General features: G+C 54.9%; 14 protein-coding genes. 8 read left to right on the forward strand and 6 right to left on the reverse strand.

Going from position 1 to position 18,417, the window contains the following annotated elements; all coding sequences use genetic code 11:
* Window positions 1-6 precede the first annotated feature (6 nt).
* Window positions 7-981: a C40 family peptidase gene (locus CCASEI_RS03425; RefSeq protein WP_174401643.1), complete on the reverse strand. Its 975-nt coding sequence runs from the start codon at window positions 979-981 to the stop codon at window positions 7-9.
* A 2-nt stretch (window positions 982-983) separates the two neighbouring features.
* Window positions 984-1,277 (reverse strand): hypothetical protein, encoded by a 294-nt coding sequence (locus CCASEI_RS03430; protein WP_025387135.1) that lies wholly within the window; start codon window positions 1,275-1,277, stop codon window positions 984-986.
* A 59-nt stretch (window positions 1,278-1,336) separates the two neighbouring features.
* On the opposite strand from CCASEI_RS03430, the gene upp reads away from it, so the two are divergent.
* The 4 genes from upp to CCASEI_RS03450 all read left to right on the forward strand — a co-directional run bounded on the left by upp (window position 1,337) and on the right by CCASEI_RS03450 (window position 5,590).
* Window positions 1,337-1,972: a uracil phosphoribosyltransferase gene (gene upp, locus CCASEI_RS03435; protein WP_006821446.1), complete on the forward strand. Its 636-nt coding sequence runs from the start codon at window positions 1,337-1,339 to the stop codon at window positions 1,970-1,972.
* A 186-nt stretch (window positions 1,973-2,158) separates the two neighbouring features.
* Window positions 2,159-2,638, forward strand: a complete 480-nt coding sequence (locus CCASEI_RS03440; RefSeq protein ID WP_006821447.1) for a helix-turn-helix domain-containing protein — start codon at window positions 2,159-2,161, stop codon at window positions 2,636-2,638.
* A gap of 177 nt (window positions 2,639-2,815) precedes the next feature.
* Window positions 2,816-4,027 carry a M20 family metallopeptidase gene (locus CCASEI_RS03445; protein ID WP_006821448.1) on the forward strand — a complete coding sequence of 404 codons (1,212 nt, stop codon included), beginning with the start codon at window positions 2,816-2,818 and terminating at the stop codon, window positions 4,025-4,027.
* 135 nt (window positions 4,028-4,162) lie between these two features.
* Window positions 4,163-5,590 carry an NAD(P)H-quinone dehydrogenase gene (locus tag CCASEI_RS03450; protein WP_006821449.1) on the forward strand — a complete coding sequence of 476 codons (1,428 nt, stop codon included), beginning with the start codon at window positions 4,163-4,165 and terminating at the stop codon, window positions 5,588-5,590.
* 319 nt (window positions 5,591-5,909) lie between these two features.
* On the opposite strand, the gene CCASEI_RS03455 is transcribed toward CCASEI_RS03450, so the two are convergent.
* From CCASEI_RS03455 to CCASEI_RS03470, 4 genes are all read right to left on the reverse strand, one after another.
* Window positions 5,910-7,184, reverse strand: a complete 1,275-nt coding sequence (locus tag CCASEI_RS03455) for an Ltp family lipoprotein (RefSeq protein WP_025387136.1) — start codon at window positions 7,182-7,184, stop codon at window positions 5,910-5,912.
* Between the two features lie 176 nt (window positions 7,185-7,360).
* A complete protein-coding gene (locus tag CCASEI_RS03460; protein ID WP_025387137.1) occupies window positions 7,361-8,194 on the reverse strand; it encodes an Ltp family lipoprotein in 834 nt (277 codons plus the stop codon).
* Window positions 8,195-8,428: 234 nt separating this feature from the next.
* Window positions 8,429-9,025: an Ltp family lipoprotein gene (locus CCASEI_RS03465; RefSeq protein ID WP_225868435.1), complete on the reverse strand. Its 597-nt coding sequence runs from the start codon at window positions 9,023-9,025 to the stop codon at window positions 8,429-8,431.
* Window positions 9,026-9,314: 289 nt separating this feature from the next.
* A complete protein-coding gene (locus CCASEI_RS03470) occupies window positions 9,315-10,637 on the reverse strand; it encodes a short-chain fatty acyl-CoA regulator family protein (RefSeq protein WP_025387139.1) in 1,323 nt (440 codons plus the stop codon).
* A gap of 179 nt (window positions 10,638-10,816) precedes the next feature.
* Here CCASEI_RS03470 and prpD point away from each other — a divergent pair, with 179 nt between their 5' ends.
* From prpD to CCASEI_RS03490, 4 genes are all read left to right on the forward strand, one after another.
* A complete protein-coding gene (gene prpD, locus CCASEI_RS03475; RefSeq protein WP_025387140.1) occupies window positions 10,817-12,328 on the forward strand; it encodes a 2-methylcitrate dehydratase PrpD in 1,512 nt (503 codons plus the stop codon).
* Complete coding sequence (gene prpB / locus CCASEI_RS03480) at window positions 12,329-13,258, forward strand: methylisocitrate lyase (RefSeq protein ID WP_025387141.1); 930 nt, start codon at window positions 12,329-12,331, stop codon at window positions 13,256-13,258. It begins immediately after the preceding gene.
* Window positions 13,206-14,417 carry a bifunctional 2-methylcitrate synthase/citrate synthase gene (locus CCASEI_RS03485; protein WP_404825284.1) on the forward strand — a complete coding sequence of 404 codons (1,212 nt, stop codon included), beginning with the start codon at window positions 13,206-13,208 and terminating at the stop codon, window positions 14,415-14,417. The genes prpB and CCASEI_RS03485 overlap by 53 nt, the downstream gene beginning before the upstream one ends.
* Window positions 14,418-14,884: 467 nt before the next feature.
* Complete coding sequence (locus tag CCASEI_RS03490) at window positions 14,885-18,334, forward strand: pyruvate carboxylase (protein WP_404825285.1); 3,450 nt, start codon at window positions 14,885-14,887, stop codon at window positions 18,332-18,334.
* Window positions 18,335-18,417: the final 83 nt, after the last annotated feature.

Below are 18,417 nucleotides of genomic sequence, written 5' to 3' on the forward strand. Positions count from 1 at the left end.
CAAACCCTATGCAGTCGGACGCCAGAAGCCCTTGAATTCCATACCCATGTTGGAGGTCCTCAAAGGATTAACCTGAACCGGATCCCCGGCTTCCACAATCTGCCCATCACCGGCATACATGGCAACGTGTCCATTCCAGACCACCAAATCGCCCTTAACTAGTTGATCAGCCGATACTTGTTGGCCCACGGTTTGCTGTTCCGCCAAACGCGGGAGTTCCACGCCTGCTTCACGGTAGGCATATTGCGTAAGACCTGAGCAATCAAAGCCATTGGGCGAGGTCCCGCCCCAAGCATAGGGTGTTCCCACCATCGACAACGCGGTATCAACTGCCTTCGCGCCAGCCGCAGAACCGTCAGACGAACCAGACGCGGAAGACGACGATAGGGAAGGGGCTGGCTCTTCCAAAGACATTGTTGTCACCCCAGCTTCTTTGGTGCTGGCGGTGGACTGCCCGGCCGGTGCGAGCGCCGCTTGTTGTGGTGTGGCTTCTAGTGAATTCAAAGATGCCTTACCGCCATCGACGGTCGAAGAAACGGTGCGAGAAGCAATCTCCACCAGCGGTGCGGCAATCGAGCCAAGCTCATTCACCAACTGCCCCGCACGAGAAAGCGCGCGTCCCAGATATTCCATCGCTAAAGCTCGCAGTGCGGTCTCTGCGGCTAGGCGTGCTGCCGGATTGGGCACCAACAAACCCAGCGCGATCGGCACAGCACGAGTACCAAGTTCCATGACTAAGCCGATGAGGTCACGCGCGCAGTTGCCAATCAGCCCGGCGGCTTGTGAAGCAACCTCACGGATTGTTCCTTGGTCTTTTTCTAGAACCCCGACCGCATCAAGGATCTGGGAAGGATCGGCACCAGCAATCTGCGCCAGCGGCCGCACAGCAGTGATATCAGGTGCGTTAACGAGTTTGAACTGTGGCAGCTCCGGTGGCTTGAGCTGAGAGACTTTAGAGATTGCTTCCATAATGATCTGCATGACTAACTCACCTGAAATCCATTGAATGCTTGGCCTGCTGCGTTATCGGTCGCCTCAGCGGCATCGGCAAGTGCAAAGCCTGCGCGCGCAATGTGTGCCGTATCTGCGTGAAGCTGTTCTGAGCGCGCCGTGAGGTTGGCTATTGCTTGATTGAGAATGGTTACAAAGTCCGCGACCGTGGGATCTTCTGGCATTGCAGCGTGTTCAGGAGCATGGAACTGCGAGGCCTCATCCAGGTCGCGGGCAAGGGAACGAGTGTGTTCTGGGTCGACTTCAAAAGTGCTAAGCGGGCTCATACTCAATTAAGACTGCGCAAATATAAGAATGGTTCCGTAGATGATTTACGATGTAGCTTATGGACATCCACGTAGTAGACCATCCCCTTGCAACATCCCGCCTAACTTTGATGCGCGATGAGCGCAGCGACAACGCTTCCTTCCGTGCAGCATTGGCCGATTTGGGCGCGATGTTGGTATACGAAGCATCCCGCGATCTGCCCGTTGAGCACTTCGAATGCAAGACCCCTGTTGCTGTCGCTGACGGCACCCGTTTGCTGGACCCGCCAATCATTGTGCCGATTATTCGCGCTGGCCTGGGCATGATTGACCCAGCTTTGTCGATGATTCCTGATGCACAGGTTGGATTCATCGGCATGGCTCGCAATGAGGAAACTCACGAGCCAGTTCCTTATTTGGAAGCGCTGCCAGAAGATTTGAGCGGTCGCACCGTATTCCTAGTGGACCCAATGTTGGCTACCGGTGGTTCTTTGCTGCACTCGTTGAAGCTGCTGGTTGACCGCGGCGCAACCGACATTGTTGCCATTTGCTTGATTTCCGCACAGCCTGGCGTTGACGCTTTGGCTGAGTCCGGATACCCGGTTCGTCTGGTCACCGCATGTGTTGACCCGGCACTTGATGAAAACGCCTACATCATTCCAGGCCTTGGTGATGCTGGTGACCGCCTGTACGGTCCACGCAACATCGACCTGTAACCCTGTAAGCCCTGTAAGCCTTCATAAGTGTGACAATAAAAACGTGGAAAGATTTCTAGAGCTCGATTAAGCTCACAGACGTCAGAGATTCGGGGGAATCGCTGGCGTCTTTTTTCATATTTATTTGAAGTATTCAAAATGCTGAATACCCACTATTTGGCACGGCATACCTTGGGGGTGAGGTCCATGGCCGTAAGCGTTGAGCGCTTGCTATGGGCAAGTTATGGATTTACGTTTGCGCAGAATCTCAAGAGGATTCGACGTATTCGGGGAATTACGCAGCAAGTTCTGGCAGAGATTTCGGGGCTGTCACGAACACAAGTCTGCAATCTAGAACGCAATGAAAACAACTCGGGGACTAGCGCAGACCCAGCGCTATCAACGGTGTACAAACTAGCTTTGGCGCTGGAAGTACCGCCATCACTATTGCTGCCAGAGTCAGGTGAGAATGTCAGTTCTATCTGTACAACCACCGGCACACGCGCAGCGTTGATGCGAATTCAAGCAGGCAAAGCAGGTGATGGAGAAGGAGAAAACGAATCCCATTTGGCTGCGCATCTTGAAGGCCTTGAGCCATTTTCGCGGGAATACACCGATCATAAACGTGGTGAGGTGAAAGCGAAGAAGACCAAAGGCGTCAGGAGAGCTATCAATAAAACCGCGTGATGGTGCCGAATAGGGGATACTAAGCCGTCTTAAATTCCTTGAAAAACACTGGCTGGCGCCACATACAGCATGTTCAATTTATGAACCGCACTGTCTAGTTGTAGAATTGCGCAGAGAAGAAGAAATCTTCTGCCCACCACATTCATGGGCGCCGTGAGTATCAAGGAGAGTCTGACTATGACGCAGCCGACCGTTTCGGAATTCGTCAATGACTGGTTTGATTCTCACCGTGCAGAAGTAATCGGTTGGCGTCGTCATATTCACAGCCATCCGGAGCCATCCAACCAAGAGTTCGAAACCACCAATTATTTGGCCAAGATTTTGGCCGAGTATGGGTTGGACGCGCAGCGTTTCCCAGAAACCGGTCTGATGGTGGACATTGGTCCGGACACTGAGGAAGGCCGGATTGCCTTCCGCGCGGATATTGACGCCCTTCCGGTCCAAGAAGTCACTGGTCTGGAATTTAGCTCCAAGACCCCAGGTGTTTCGCATTCTTGTGGCCATGATGTTCACACCACTATCGCTTTGGGCTTAGCCTGCGCGATTGCGGACTACCACCGTGAATTCCCACTCAGCATTGGCGTGCGCGTGATTTTCCAACCAGCGGAAGAAGTCTGGGTTGGGGGCGCAACCGATGTCATTGATTGGGGTGCTCTCAACGGCGTGCACTCGATTTACGCAGTACACGTTGAGCCGAAGCTGCGCGTGGGGCGCATCGGCCTGCGCGCCGGTGCGATTACTTCTGCGACCGACGTTATTGAACTAGATATCAAAGGCCCTGGTGGACATACCTCCCGCCCGCATCTGTCGGCTGACGTCATCTACGCAATGGGCAAGGTTGTCACTGAACTTCCTGCACTACTGTCGCGCCGGGTTGATCCCCGCACGGGCACTGTGCTGGTCTTCGGCACTATCAACTCAGGCTACGCACCGAATGCGATGCCACAGACGGGCTCCTTATCGGGTACTTTGCGCACTGCCGATATTGGTATTTGGCGTGATATCTCCGGGATCTTCCAAGAAATGGTTGAGCAAGTTCTGGCACCAACGGGTGTCACACATGAGCTGACCTATCACCGCGGTGTGCCGCCGGTGCTCAATGATGATGTGGCGACGGCGCTGATTGCATCGGCAGCCAAAGCAATTGATCCGCAATCAATTGTTCAAGCACCGCAGTCTTCCGGCGGCGAAGATTTCTCCTGGTACCTCGAACACGTGCCAGGCTCCATGGTGCGTCTGGGCTGCTGGTCTGGTGACGGCGATATGAATGACCTGCACCAGGGCGACTTGCTGGTGGATGAACGCGCGATTGGTGTTGGCGTGAAGTTGTTTGGCTCTGTGGTCAATCAGTTTGAATCAACGATTGAGGCGGAAGCGAACAAATCCTAGAACCGTAATCTGGCCCTCACATGGGTTTAAATTCTAGGGGTAGCACAACGGTTGACCTGGCTAAGAACTTTTAACCTTTAACAGTTAGACTCTAAGGGAATAAATCCCCATGACTTTTAAAGGAGTCGGTTGAACATGGCTGAGCACCAAAAGCGCATTGTTATTATCGGCGGTGGCCCAGGCGGCTATGAGGCCGCGCAGGCCGGTGCCAAGTATGGCGCAGATATTACCGTCATTGAAGATCAGGGCATGGGCGGTGCCAGTATTTTGTTGGACTGCGTGCCTTCAAAGTCTTTTATCGCTGGTGCAAACATTAAGACAGACCTTCGCCGTGCTGATGACATGGGCCTTAATGAAGGTATTGGCAAGACTGAGCTAGCGCTGCAGGCTCTCAATGAGCGTGTTACTGCGCTGGCGAACCACCAGTCTGATGACGTTCGCGCGCGAACTGAAGAGCTTGGCGTTCGTATTATTGATGGACGTGGCCGCTTTGATAAGGACCAGGTTCCTGCTACTAGCGGTGGACACAAGGTTACTGTTACCCACAATGAGGATGGCCGCGAAGAGGTTCTGGACGCAGACCTCGTTCTGATTGCTACTGGCGCAACCCCACGCGTGCTGCCGGGCGCAAAGCCTGACGGTGAGCGTATTTTGAACTGGCAGCAGGTCTACGACATTACTGAGCTGCCTGAACACCTCATTGTTGTTGGTTCCGGTGTGACCGGTGCTGAGTTCGTCTCGGCTTTCGCTGAGCTGGGCGTTAAGGTCACCATGGTTGCTTCCCGTGACCGCATTTTGCCTCACGATGACGCTGATGCCGCTGACGTGTTGGAGCAGGTTCTGGCTGAGCGTGGCGTTGAGTTGGAGAAGAACTGCCGCGTGGATACCGTCACCCGCACTGAGGATGGCGGCGTGGTTGTAAAGACCACCGACGGCCGTGAGATCTTCGGCTCCCACGCATTGATGTCTATTGGTTCGGTTCCTTCTACCGCTGACCTTGGTTTGGAGAACATTGGTGTGGAAACCGCACCGTCTGGCCACATCAAGGTTGACCGTGTTTCCCGCACCAACATTCCTGGCATTTACGCTGCTGGTGACTGTTCTGACCTGTTCCCATTGGCTTCGGTTGCTGCGATGCAGGGCCGCATTGCGATGTACCACTCTTTGGGTGAGGGTGTTTCCCCGCTTCGCTTGAAGACTGTTGCTACTGCGGTGTTTACCCGCCCTGAGATTGCTGCGGTTGGTTTCACTCAGAAAGACATTGAGGCCGGCGAAGTTGCTGCGCGCACCATCATGATGCCGCTGTCCACCAACCCTCGTGCGAAGATGCGATCCCTGCGCCACGGGTTTGTGAAGCTGTTCTGCCGCGCGACTTCCGGCCGCATTATCGGTGGCGTCATCGTCGCCCCAACCGCATCTGAGCTCATTCTTCCAATCGCGGTCGCGGTTACCAACCAGCTGACCGTGAACCAGCTCGCTGATTCCATGGCTGTTTACCCATCCCTGTCCGGCACCATCACCGAGGCCGCCCGCCGCCTGGTTGCCCACGACGACCTGGAGTAACTACACCTCGGCTCAGCCGAACACGACGAAGCCTCAGCCTTCCTCCCAAACCTTGCGCTTGCGGAGAAAAGCTGAGGCTTTTTGCGTTAGGAAAGCCCCAGCGTGCTAGTAAGGGGTAAAAACTCACGCTGAGGCACCGGGCTGCCACCCGTCCTTTCGAGCGCCGACACTCGAAATGTTGGTGTACACAACCAGAGCCGTCACCACACGGGGAGAAGAGGAGCCACCTACTTATTCTCTGGCTGCGTACGAAAAGAATCATCTCAAACCCACCGGACATCACCGTCCGGCGCATCGCCTGAGTGTTCTAATTTCTTACTTACAGGCCTAATGTATCGGCAGCATATTCTGCTTCTTCTCGGGTGTATTTTTCGCCATTAACGAGGAAATTGATGAGTTCTGCACGAGACGGATCGTTGTTTAGAGTGTAAACGCGAGCTTCCCGGACAGCCTGTTCCTTCCAAGTATTTTCTGGAAACTGCGCGAATGCGTAGTCAAGCTGCGGACGGGTGAAACCTTGGCTCGTGAAGCTTGGAGAAAGCATAAAGTACAGCCTTTCTCGAGAGATAGGAGAGAATGTCTCGAGTTTCACATTCACTTCCTCGACTGCTTCCTCGTTCCAATCAACGTCAACGTTATTGACGGCGTAAAACGCTTCGTCGTCGCTGAAGCCGCCAGCGCCGATTAACTTTGCGGTAGACGATTCGCTTGTAAGCCATGAGAACAGAGCTGTCTTTGACACACCATTATTTCCGTCAATTCGTTCTTGCGCCTGTTCTAGTGCCTCAGCATTCCAATCGATGTCGACGTTTTCCAGAGCAAAGAGAGCTTGCTCTTCAGTAAAGTCCACGCGCTCAGTTAGTTGGTAAAGCGTAACGCTGTACGAGCGACCACCTTCACTGGTGTACGACCTGACTTTGTTCACTGCGCGCTGGTTCCAATCAATATCCAAGCTGTCGAGTGCGTACTTGGTCGCTTCAGGTGAGTGAACGATACCAGCATCCATAATCATGATGTCGTAAATGTATTGGTACGACGTTCCCTGATCGTTAGCCAAGAAGTACTTTGCGGACCCGAGCGCAGCACGATAATCGCTTGGAATTTCCTCCACTGGCTCAGCTGGCTTTGTTGGCTCCGGTTCCTCGGTCGTTTCCGTTGGCTCAGATGACTTTGTGGAAGTTGTTGAAGGAGCTGATGCCTTGGACATAGAGGTTACCTTTGGCTTTGGTGCCTTGGAGGTGGTGGTTGGTGCTGCTGAGGTGGTTTCTTCGGTTGGTTCAGCTGGTTTTGCTGAGGTTGTTGAAGGTGCCGGTTGTGCGGAGGTGGTGGTTTCTCTGCTGCTTGTTGGCTCCGGTTTTGGTGCCTTGGACGTCGTCGTAGGAGCAGGAGTCTGCTCGGTCGTGGTGACAGCAGGGGTGCTAATGACTTCGGTGTTGACTGGGATTGCGTCGGCGCTGTCGCATGCAACGAGCAGTGGGGTGCCAACCGCGAGTGCAGTGATCAGGGAAAGGGTGGATTTCTTTAGTCCAAAGATGCGGCCGTTCGCGGTGGAACGGCCTGCGCCGTTATCAGGGGTAGGCACAGAGACTTTCATCAATATTCCTTTATGAATGAAGTTAGAAATAGGGAAGGCTCCAACAACTTAGTTGCGGAGCCAAAGTAGATACTACTGATAGATATAAACCCATGAGCATTGTATTCAGGTGATTGACGTCTCACCTAAACTGGTTCTGCGCTGGGAGCTTAAAACCGAGTCGATTTCGGTGTGGATTACAGTCCGACGGCTGTGACAGCTTGCTGGGCTTGCTCCTGGGTGAACTGCTCGCCGTACTCGGAAGTGAGCTGGTTGAGCAGTTCCGTGCCAGACATTGGCATGAGTTCTTGGTAGCTTTCGGCGGCTTCGATTGCCTCGGCGTTCCAGTCGGCATCGACGGTATCTACTGCGTACTGGGCTTGTTCCGCAGTGAACTCTTCACCGTATTCAGAAGTCAGTTGCTTGTACAGGCCGGCGTAGGAGAAGTGGCTGAACTCCAAGTAGTTCTCCGCAGACTCCAGTGCTTCCTGGCTCCAGTCCACAGCCACATTGTCCATTGCGTACTGGGCGGCCTCCGCTGGGTAAGCCTCGCCGTACTCGGAAGTGAGCTGGTCATACAGGCCCTGGTAGGAGAAAGAGCTGAAGTCCAGGTAGTTCTCGGCAGATCGGAGGGCATTCTTGAATTCTGTGGACACGCCGTCATCGGCAGGCACTGCATCGATAGCTGCCTCGTTGGCCTCGTCCGTACCGGAAACGGAATCGGAATCAGAGTCCTCAAGGCTGGCAAACTCCGCACCTGAATTGGTGTCAGCGTCTGCTTCGGCTTCAGCGATCACGCTGTCATTGTCGTCAGAGTCCGCGGTAGTCACAGCGTCATCGTCATCATTGCCGGCAAAAGCATTGAAGAGGACAACGGCAGCCACTGCGCCGACACCCCACTTGAGGAAGCTGCGCTTTTTCTTGTTCGGCTTCTCAGCAACAGACGCCTTGTACTCGCCGTAGCTTTGAGTCTGTGGGTCCGGGGAGCCTTGTGGGGTTTGGCCGTAGGGGTTGGGCTGTGAACCAGTCATGGTCATGATCCTTTGCATGAGTGATAGGAGGGGGGAATTTTTATACCCATGCAGTGATTCATTGGGGGCGGTGGTTAGGGAAGCCACCAGTGCTTGGGTACGCCACTCATGATGTCAAAGGCAGTGGACACAGCTTTACTGCAGCTAGAATGCGTGTACTAAGTATTCGAAAGCGCGCAGGTAGATGCATATGACTGTGTTCTAAAATCGGTGGTGCTTCAAGTGGGTTGGTGACTAATCAGCAATTCCAAGGTCTTGGAGTGCGCTGTCAACCTGGTCCTCGGTGAAGCGCCCAATAGTGTCTGAAGTCAACAGGTCTCGTAGCTCTTCGGGAGTTAAGTCAATATTCTGATTTGACCAGTAGGAATCCGCTGCCTCGAGAGCCTCGGCGTACCAATCAGCTTCCACGTTATCGGCGGCGTAGCGTGCTTGCTCCGCGGTGTAATCATTGCTGGATGGCGAGCTGAGCTGGTGAATGAGCCCATCATAGGAATAGTGGCTGTGGCGAATGTAGCTTTCTGCTGCTTCCAAAGCCTCCGCGTTCCAGTCGGCATCGATGTTGTTCAGTGCGTAGTCGGCAGCATCCTCCGTGTAGACCTCGCCATACTCATTGACTAGCTCTTCACGCAACTGAGATTCGGAGTAGTGCGAAACATCTAATTTCTCCCGTGCGTATGCAAGCGCAGCTTCACCATCGGAAGAAGCGCCCATAATGTTGATGTTGTCATTAACCTCATCAACAATTCCTGAGGCACCATCGTTGATGTTGTCTTCCACCGTGGCGTCCTGAGTGAGGCTAAAACCAAAGGCGCCGGCAATGACTATAACCATGGCGGACGCAGCGATCAGGCGGTTGCGGTTAGATTTCTTCTTCCGCTGCTTTAGCTCGTGTTCCTCAGCCTTGCGGTCGGAGGCAAAGACTTGATTCTGCTTAACTGACTGCTGGTACTCAGCATAGCTATGCGTTGGATAGTCATCATGAGATGAGTATTGGTTGCCATAATTCGGGTACTGCCCTGAGTTGTCACCGGGGTTGTGGCCAGCCAGTGGGTTCCTCCGAAAGATAAGCGTGCAAGCGTCTAAGCAGTGATTCTACTGAACTTGGCGGGAATTGGAACCGTTAGGCGACATCAAATGGAGTATCAGAGGTGGTGTTGAGGTCAAGCGCATGCTCACGGCCGGCCTGTGGGAAAGCGCGCTGCGGGCAGGCCTCACGTGGACAGATAGTGCAGCCCGGGCCAATGGGAGTCGCCGAAGCAGGCGACAGGTTGAGTGCGTCGGAGTAGATGAGTTTGTCCGCTTGGGAGATATTGCAGCCCAGTCCCACGGCAAATTCTTTCCGCGGGGTGCCAAAGGATTTCACCTGGCCCTGCACGTGCCGCGCAATCCACATGTAGGTATGGCCATCCGGCATGGTGGCCACCTGGCGAGTAATGCGGTTGGGTGTTTCAAACGCACGGTGAATTACCCACAGCGGGCAGGAGCCGCCGGTGCGGGAGAAGTGGAAGGATGTTGCGGATTGGCGCTTGGAAATATTGCCAGCGCGGTCGGTGCGGATGAACACAAAGGGAACACCGCGCGCGCCGGGGCGTTGCAGGGTGGTCAGCCGTTGCGCGGTGGTTTCAAAGCCGGTGCCAAAGATAGACGCAATGCGGTCGATGTCATAGCGGGTGTTCTCAGCTGTTTCGAGAAAATCCGTATAGGGAAGAGTAACGGCCGCGGCGAAGTACTGTGCCAAGCCATAGCGCCCGGTGTGCTGGGCAAGACCTTCGGGGAGTTCGTGGACTAGATTGTCCAAAACTTCCGGGTAGGCCAGCAAGCAATACTGCATGGCTAACTGGAAGGTCAGCTGGGCATCGGAAAGCCCTGCGCGCAATGAAAGCTCACGCGAAGAAGCCTCATAGATACGGCGCTCGGTCTGACTGGAACGGCCAAAGCGAACGTGAACATCAAACTCGCGGTCCAACAGATTAGCCAAGTGATTAAGGCGCAGAATCTTATCGCCCAACTTGGCGGCAAGCTCCTCAGCGAGGACATCAAGCTCATGGATGTAATTGTGCGACTCAAAGAAATACTTCTGCACCATGTCCAATGGTGAGGGAGTGGCCTCTACGGGATTGGATTGCGCGATGGAGACCAGCTTGGGCATCAGTTCCGGGAAGCGGGACGCCAAATCATGCAACGTGTCATCTTCCGTGGTGGGAAATAGTGAGCGCAGCTCATTGACCACGCGGAGATCGCGGTCTGCGGAAAAGTACGTGGTGTCCACGTTGAAGGCTTCGGATAGCTGGATGAGCACCGTGACGGTGAGGGGGCGCTGGTCGTTTTCCAACTGGTTGAGGTAGCTGGTGGAAAGGTTCAGCTGCTTCGCCATCTCAACTTGGGTCAGCCCGTAGGTCTTTCGCAGTGCGTGGATCCTTGCCCCCGCGAAATGCTTGCTCATCATTCACCTTCCTTTGAAACCTGGGATGAACTGCAAGTTATGCAGATTACGCAGATTTCACTAATTAATGCCACATTATTACACAAACTGCACCTGTGGCGCAGTGCATTGAGGGATCCTACTGTGACGGGTAACGCAATTGTTGGACGTGTCTAAGAAAAGGACTTGTTGAAAAGAACATGATTGAGCATTCAGTACGTACCCATAAGTCTGCTGAAGACTTCCCATATGAGGAGCACTTGGCGTACAAAATCGCGCAGGTCGCAGCTGACCCGGTTGAAGTTGGTCAAGAGACCAAAGACATGATTATCAACCGCATCATTGATAATGCCTCTGTCGCTGTTGCTTCTGTTATCCGCCGCCCGGTAACCTCCGCCCGCGTTATCGCACAGGGCCACAAGGTTGAAGAAGGCGGCGCAACCGTCTTCGGTATTGACGGTAACTACTCTGCGGAATGGGCTGCTCTTGCCAACGGCACGGCCGTGCGTGAGTTGGACTTCCATGACACCTTCCTGGCTGCAGAATACTCACACCCAGGCGATAACATCCCGCCGATTCTCGCCGTGGCGCAGCACAAGGGCCTTGATGGCAAGGCATTGTTGCGAGGCATTGCCACCGGCTATGAAATTCAGGTCAACTTGGTTAAGGGCATTTGCCTGCACGAGTGGAAGATTGACCACGTCGCGCACCTTGGCCCATCGGTCGCAGCAGGCCTGGGCACCATGCTGGAGCTGGATACAGACACCATTTACCAGGCGATTGGCCAGGCGCTGCACACCACCACCGCTACGCGCCAGTCCCGCAAGGGCTTGATTTCCTCGTGGAAGGCCTACGCCCCAGCTTTTGCCGGCAAGATGGCCATTGAGGCAGTAGACCGTGCCCTTCGCGGCGAGGGCGCACCGGCGCCAATCTGGGAAGGCGAAGACGGCTTCATCGCCTGGATGCTGCATTCCCCAGAACGCACCTACACCGTGCCGCTGCCAGAAGCAGGTGAAGAAAAGCGCGCTATTTTGGATACCTATACCAAGGAACACTCCGCGGAATACCAGTCCCAGGCGCCAATTGACCTGGCACGCCGCATGAAATCCACCCTGGAAGACAAGGCGCTGTCCACCGCGGATGTTGAATCCATCGTGCTGCACACCTCGCACCACACCCACTACGTCATCGGTACCGGCGCGAATGACCCGCAGAAGATGGACCCGAATGCATCGCGCGAAACCCTGGACCACTCCATCATGTACATCTTCGCCGTAGCGTTAGAAGACGGCACCTGGCACCACGTGGATTCCTACGCACCGGAGCGCGCCAACCGCCCCGAGACCGTTGAACTGTGGCACAAGGTCTCCACCGTGGAAGATGCGGAGTGGACCCGCCGCTACCACTCCCATGACCCGAATGAGAAGGCTTTTGGTGCCAAGGCAGTCATCACGTTCAAAGATGGCACCGTGCTCGAAGATGAAATGGCAGTGGCCGATGCCCACCCATTCGGTACACGCCCCTTCGCGCGTGAGCAGTACATTGCCAAGTTCCGCACCCTGGCTGAGGGTCTGGTGTCTAGGGAAGAACAAGACCGCTTCCTCGCTGCCGCAGAAAATGTAGAAAACCTTGATGACCTGCGTGAGCTCAACGTCCGTTTGACGGATGAAGCTTTGGCACAGGCACCACAAACCCCAGGAGGGATTTTCTAAATGGCTGGATTGTTTGGCTCCACCACAACCAATGCTCAAAAGCGTGCGGCGTTTCGGGCATCGCTAGAAAGCTCCGAGCTGACCAAGCTGCCTGGTGCTTTCAACCCGCTAACCGCACGGCTTATCCAAGACATCGGCGGCTTCGAAGGCGTCTACATCTCCGGTGCTGTGCTGGCCAATGACTTGGGGCTTCCAGACATCGGCTTGACCACGCTGACAGAGGTTGCACAGCGCTCCGGGCAGATCGCTCGGGTTACGGATTTGCCAGTGCTTGTCGATGCCGACACAGGCTTCGGTGAACCAATGTCCGCCGCGCGGACCATCGCCACGCTGGAAGATGCCGGCCTTGCCGGCTGCCACTTGGAAGACCAAGTGAACCCGAAGCGCTGCGGACACCTAGACGGCAAAGAAGTGGTGCCCACCGATTTGATGGTGCGCCGTATCGCCGCTGCCGTCAATGAACGCCGCGATGAGAACTTCATCATCTGTGCGCGCACTGATGCCGCGGGAATCCACGGCATTGATGAAGCCATCGAACGGGCCAAAGCCTATGCCGGTGCCGGTGCCGACATGATTTTCACTGAAGCCTTGTACACGGAAGAAGACTTTGAGAAATTCCGCGCCGCAGTTGATATCCCACTGCTCGCGAATATGACTGAGTTTGGCAAAACCAAGCTGCTCTCCGCACAGCAAATTCAAGAGCTGGGCTACAACGCAGTCATCTGGCCGGTATCCACCTTCCGCGTAGCGATGGGCGCAACCGAGGAATTCCTCCGCGACTTGCAGACCGATGGCCTGCAATCCGAGGAATGGCTCGAGCGCATGCAACACCGCTCCCACCTGTACGAGCTAGTGCGCTATGAGGAATACAACGACTTTGACCAGTCCGTATTCACCTACTCCCAAGACACCTACAAGCCCACGTTTTAAGGAGAACACCATGTCTGAAACCCCAGAAATCCGCAAAGGCCTCTACGGCGTTGTCGTTGATGAAACCTCTGTGTCCAAGGTTGTTCCGGAGACCAACTCTTTGACCTACCGCGGCTACCCAGTACAAGAATTGGCACGCTACTGCAGCTTCGAGGAAGTGGCCTACCTGCTGTGGAATGGACGACTACCAACGCAAGAATCCTTGATTCGTTTCTCTGCTCGTGAAAAGGCACTGCGCCACTTAGACCGTCACCTCATCGACTTGATCATGTCCATGCCACTGTCGTGCCACCCGATGGACGTGCTGCGCACCGCGGTTTCCTTCATTGGTGCGCAGGATCCAGATGCCTACACTCGTGACTCTGAGCATGTGCGTCACTCCGCGCTGGAGCTCATGGCGAAGTTGCCAACGATTGTGGCCCTGGATATTCGCCGCCGTCAGGGCAAGAGCTACATTGAGCCATCCCGTAAGAAGGGCTTTGCCGAGAACTTCCTGTGGATGGTCTTCGGTGATGAAGAAGGTTCACCAGCCAACTCCCGCTCCGATATCGAGGCTTTTGATAAGTCTTTGATTCTCTACGCTGAGCACTCCTTCAACGCATCAACCTTCACCGGCCGCGTTGTTACTTCCACCATGTCTGATACTTACTCTGCAGTTGTCGCTGCTATCGGCGCTTTAAAGGGCCCACTGCACGGTGGTGCGAATGAGGCCGTCATGCACAACATGCTGGAAATTGATGACCCCTCCAGGGCGGAAGCTTGGGCGAAGGAAAAGCTCAACAACAAGGACTTGGTCATGGGCTTTGGTCACCGCGTGTACAAGAAGGGTGACTCCCGCGTTCCAACCATGGAAGCAGCGTTCAAGGAACTGGCTGAAGAACATGGTCAGACCAAGTGGGTAGAAATGTACGACATCTTGGCTAAGACTATGGAGGAAAACACCTCCATCAAGATCAAGCCCAACTTGGACTTCCCAGCTGGACCTGCCTACTACATCCTGGGCTTCCCAATTGAGTTCTTCACCCCAATCTTCGTTATGGCTCGCATTACCGGCTGGACCGCGCACATCGTGGAGCAAAATGAGAATAACTCTCTGATTCGTCCGCTATCCGCATACGTTGGCGAAGAACAGCGTTCTGTTCCTCCAAAGTCCTTCTAAAACGCGGCAATCGAAGGCGATGGAGACGACCTGGAACGAGAACTCTCCGCTAAGTAGGTAAAGAAACAATGCCGATTTAGCGAAGGCTGCTAATCCAGCGTTCACTCCCGCCCAAAGTGGGGCAGAGTTGGCAAGAAATCGCCTCTAAAGAGCCAGAAGATTGTAAGACAATTTTAATAATCCGCTGCTTGAAGCCTCTGTGTTTCCTGGCAGCGGATTGCTTTTTACACTGGTCACAGATGTGATCACATCTGGAATTTGTGCACTGAGAATCCAATTTTGTGAAAATGTGTTGCGAATTCACCAATAGACGTATAGTTATGGGCATCACCCTAAATGCGTCAGTGTTTAGGAGATGCTCTTATTCATCCCAGTCAACAAGATTGACACTCGTTGCCAACACCCCGGCGAGAAACTGGTGAAAAAGGATTATCCAGTTTTGCGAGTGTTGATTTCTTGTTGTCTCCATGAAAGGACACGCAATCGTGGTCGATTCCGCGCTTCCATCGTTCAAGAAGATTCTGGTCGCTAACCGCGGCGAGATTGCAGTTCGTGCATTCCGCGCCGCTTATGAGACCGGAGCTAAGACTGTTGCAATTTATCCTCGTGAGGACCGCAACTCCTTCCACCGCGCTTTCGCGGATGAAGCAGTTCGCATTGGAGTTGAGGGCCAGCCCGTCAAGGCTTACCTCAATATTGATGAAGTCATTCGCGCTGCAAAGAAGTCTGGTGCGGACGCTGTCTACCCCGGCTACGGTTTCCTCTCCGAGCGCGCAGAGCTAGCGCGTGCGTGTGAAGCTGAGGGCATCAAATTCATCGGCCCATCACCATCCACGCTGGACCTGACCGGTGATAAGGCAGCAGCAGTGGAAGCTGCAACTGCCGCTGGTCTGCCAACGTTGCATGACTCCAAGGCGTCCACTGATGTGGATGAGCTTTTTGAGGCATCGAAGGATTTTGAGTACCCAATGTTCGCCAAGGCTTTGGCCGGCGGCGGTGGACGCGGCATGCGTTTCATTGAAAATGAAAAAGAATTCAAGGAGCGCGTAGCTGAAGCTTCCCGTGAAGCAGAGACTGCTTTCGGTGACGGCCGCGTCTACTTGGAGACCGCTGTTATCAAGCCGCAGCACATTGAGGTGCAGATTCTTGCGGATGGCAAGGGCAATGTCATGCACTTATTTGAGCGTGACTGCTCCGTACAGCGTCGCCACCAGAAGGTAGTGGAGATTGCTCCAGCGCCTTACCTGGATCCAGAATTGCGTGACCGCATCTGCCAGGATGCCGTGAACTTCTGTAAGCACATCAACTACGAAGGTGCTGGCACCGTTGAGTTCTTGGTTGATGAACGCGGCAACCACGTGTTCATTGAAATGAACCCACGCGTGCAGGTGGAGCACACCGTGACTGAGGAAGTCACGGGCATTGACATTGTGAAGTCACAGATGCAGATTGCTGCGGGCGCAACCCTGGAAGACTTGGGCCTGAGCCAGGAAGAAGTTCGCCTCAACGGTTTCGCACTGCAGTGCCGTATCACCACCGAAGATCCAAACAACGGTTTCCGCCCAGATACCGGCACCCTGACTGCGTACCGTTCGCCGGGTGGCGCAGGTGTTCGTCTGGACGGCGCTACCTCCGTCGGTGCGGAAATCTCACCTAACTTTGACTCCCTGCTGGTGAAGATGACCTGCCGTGGCAAGGACTTCCCACAGGCTGTGCAGCGTTCTCGCCGTGCACTGAAGGAATTCAACATCGCTGGTGTTGCTACCAACATTGGATTCCTTCGTGCACTGCTGCGTGAGCCAGATTTCGTGAGCAAGCGCATTGACACCGGCTTCATCAACAACCACCCAGATTTGCTCAAGGCTCCTCCTGCATCCAATGAGCAGGACCGAATCCTGGAGTACCTGGCGGATGTCACGGTGAACCAGCCAAATGGCAAGCGCCCAACGGACCTGCGTCCATTCGATAAGCTGCCAAAGATTGACCGCCAGAATGTGAATCTGCCACGCGGTTCCCGCGACGATTTGCTGGAGCTGGGACCACAGGGCTTCGCGGAGAAGCTACGTAACCAGTCTGCTCTGGCAGTTACTGACACCACCTTCCGTGACGCACACCAGTCTTTGCTTGCAACCCGCGTGCGCGGTACCGCTTTGGTTACCGCAGCTGAGCACGTAGCGCGCCTGACCCCAGAGCTGTATTCCGTCGAGGCATGGGGCGGTGCAACCTATGACGTAGCTATGCGCTTCCTCTTTGAGGACCCTTGGCAGCGTCTGGACTTGCTACGTGAGGCAATGCCGAACGTGAACATTCAGATGTTGCTGCGTGGCCGCAACACCGTGGGTTACACCCCATACCCAGACAGCGTGTGCCGCGCATTCGTGCAGGAAGCGGCAAAGTCCGGTGTGGATGTATTCCGTATCTTCGATGCGCTCAATGACGTCTCCCAGATGCGTCCTGCAATTGAGGCAGTACTGGAAACCAACACCACCGTGGCTGAGGTTGCCATGGCATACTCCGGCAACTTGAGCGATCCGAATGAAAAGCTCTACACGCTGGATTACTACCTCAACCTGGCGGAAGAGATTGTGAAGACCGGTGCCCACGTGCTGGCGATTAAGGACATGGCTGGTTTGCTGCGTCCAGAGTCTGCCGCAACGTTGGTCACTGAGCTGCGCAAGAACTTTGATCTGCCAATTCACGTGCACACCCATGACACTGCGGGTGGCCAGTTGGCTACCTACTACGCGGCAGCCATGGCTGGTGCAGATGCTGTCGATGGCGCTTCGGCGCCACTGGCGGGCACCACCTCCCAGCCATCCTTGTCCGCCATCGTCGGTGCTTTCGCGAATACTTCCCGCGATACGAAGATTGACCTGGAAGCAATTTCCAACATGGAGCCTTACTGGGAAGCAGTGCGCCAGCTGTACGCGCCATTTGAAAACGGTATTCCTGGCCCAACGGGCCGTGTGTACAAGCATGAGATTCCTGGTGGTCAGCTTTCCAACCTGCGTGCGCAGGCATCCGCATTGGGCTTGGCAGACCGCTTCGAGGTCATCGAAGACAACTACGCTGCCGTTAATGAGATGCTGGGCCGCCCAACCAAGGTGACTCCATCCTCCAAGGTGGTTGGTGACTTGGCACTGCACCTGGTCGGTGCAGGTGTTGACCCGGCGGACTTTGAAGAGAACCCAACTAGGTACGACATCCCGGATTCGGTTATTGCCTTCCTCCGCGGTGAACTTGGTACTCCTCCTGGTGGCTGGCCACCGCTGCGTGACAAGATTTTGTCGGGCCGCACTGGTGAGCTCAAGCTCAGCGAGGTCCCAGCAGAAGAAGCAGCGCACCTTGAATCCGAGGATTCTTCCGAGCGTCGCCCATCTCTGAACCGCCTGCTGTTCCCGAAGCAGTGGGATGAGTTCAATGAGTTCCGTCGCCACTACGGCAATACTGAAGCGTTGAATGATGCGGACTTCTTCTACGGCCTCAATGAGGGCGAAGAGCGCATTATCCACCTCTTTCCAGAAGGCTCCAACGACCGTGCTGATTTGAAGCAGATGGTTGTGCGTCTTGATGCTGTCGGTGAGCCAGATGAGAAGGGCATGCGCTCTGTCATCCTGAACGTCAACGGTCAGATTCGTCCACTCAAGGTCCGTGACCAGTCCGTAGAGTCCGTGACCGCCACCGTGGAAAAGGCTGACCCGAAGCAGGAAGGCCACGTGGCTGCTCCATTCTCCGGCGTTGTGAACCCAACCGTTCAAGCCGGTGATGAAGTCAAGGCAGGCGACCAGGTTGCTGTCATTGAAGCAATGAAAATGGAAGCATCCATCTCTGCAACCAAGGACGGCAAGATTGAGCGCGTTGCCATTGCACAGGCAACCAAGGTTGAAGGCGGCGACCTCATCGCAGTCATCAGCTAAGCCGTAGGCGGCAGGGGAGAGCTAAGAATTAGCGCTCCCTACGGCCTGCGCAGCGATGCCCTCTACATCCCACAAGATGGGAA

This window comes from Corynebacterium casei LMG S-19264, from assembly GCF_000550785.1.
In the GTDB taxonomy this organism is placed as follows: domain Bacteria; phylum Actinomycetota; class Actinomycetes; order Mycobacteriales; family Mycobacteriaceae; genus Corynebacterium; species Corynebacterium casei.

Coding starts and splice junctions, on each gene's coding strand:
- CCASEI_RS03430 (WP_025387135.1), bottom strand. CDS start 1,277: ATGAGCCCGCTTAGCACTTTTGAAGTCGACCCAGAACACACTCGTTCC.
- CCASEI_RS03455 (WP_025387136.1), bottom strand. CDS start 7,184: ATGAAAGTCTCTGTGCCTACCCCTGATAACGGCGCAGGCCGTTCCACC.
- CCASEI_RS03460 (WP_025387137.1), bottom strand. CDS start 8,194: ATGACTGGTTCACAGCCCAACCCCTACGGCCAAACCCCACAAGGCTCC.
- CCASEI_RS03490 (WP_404825285.1), top strand. CDS start 14,885: ATGAAAGGACACGCAATCGTGGTCGATTCCGCGCTTCCATCGTTCAAG.
- CCASEI_RS03450 (WP_006821449.1), top strand. CDS start 4,163: ATGGCTGAGCACCAAAAGCGCATTGTTATTATCGGCGGTGGCCCAGGC.
- CCASEI_RS03470 (WP_025387139.1), bottom strand. CDS start 10,637: ATGAGCAAGCATTTCGCGGGGGCAAGGATCCACGCACTGCGAAAGACC.
- prpB (WP_025387141.1), top strand. CDS start 12,329: ATGGCTGGATTGTTTGGCTCCACCACAACCAATGCTCAAAAGCGTGCG.
- CCASEI_RS03425 (WP_174401643.1), bottom strand. CDS start 981: ATGCAGATCATTATGGAAGCAATCTCTAAAGTCTCTCAGCTCAAGCCA.
- CCASEI_RS03445 (WP_006821448.1), top strand. CDS start 2,816: ATGACGCAGCCGACCGTTTCGGAATTCGTCAATGACTGGTTTGATTCT.
- CCASEI_RS03440 (WP_006821447.1), top strand. CDS start 2,159: ATGGCCGTAAGCGTTGAGCGCTTGCTATGGGCAAGTTATGGATTTACG.
- prpD (WP_025387140.1), top strand. CDS start 10,817: ATGATTGAGCATTCAGTACGTACCCATAAGTCTGCTGAAGACTTCCCA.
- upp (WP_006821446.1), top strand. CDS start 1,337: ATGGACATCCACGTAGTAGACCATCCCCTTGCAACATCCCGCCTAACT.
- CCASEI_RS03465 (WP_225868435.1), bottom strand. CDS start 9,025: ATGGTTATAGTCATTGCCGGCGCCTTTGGTTTTAGCCTCACTCAGGAC.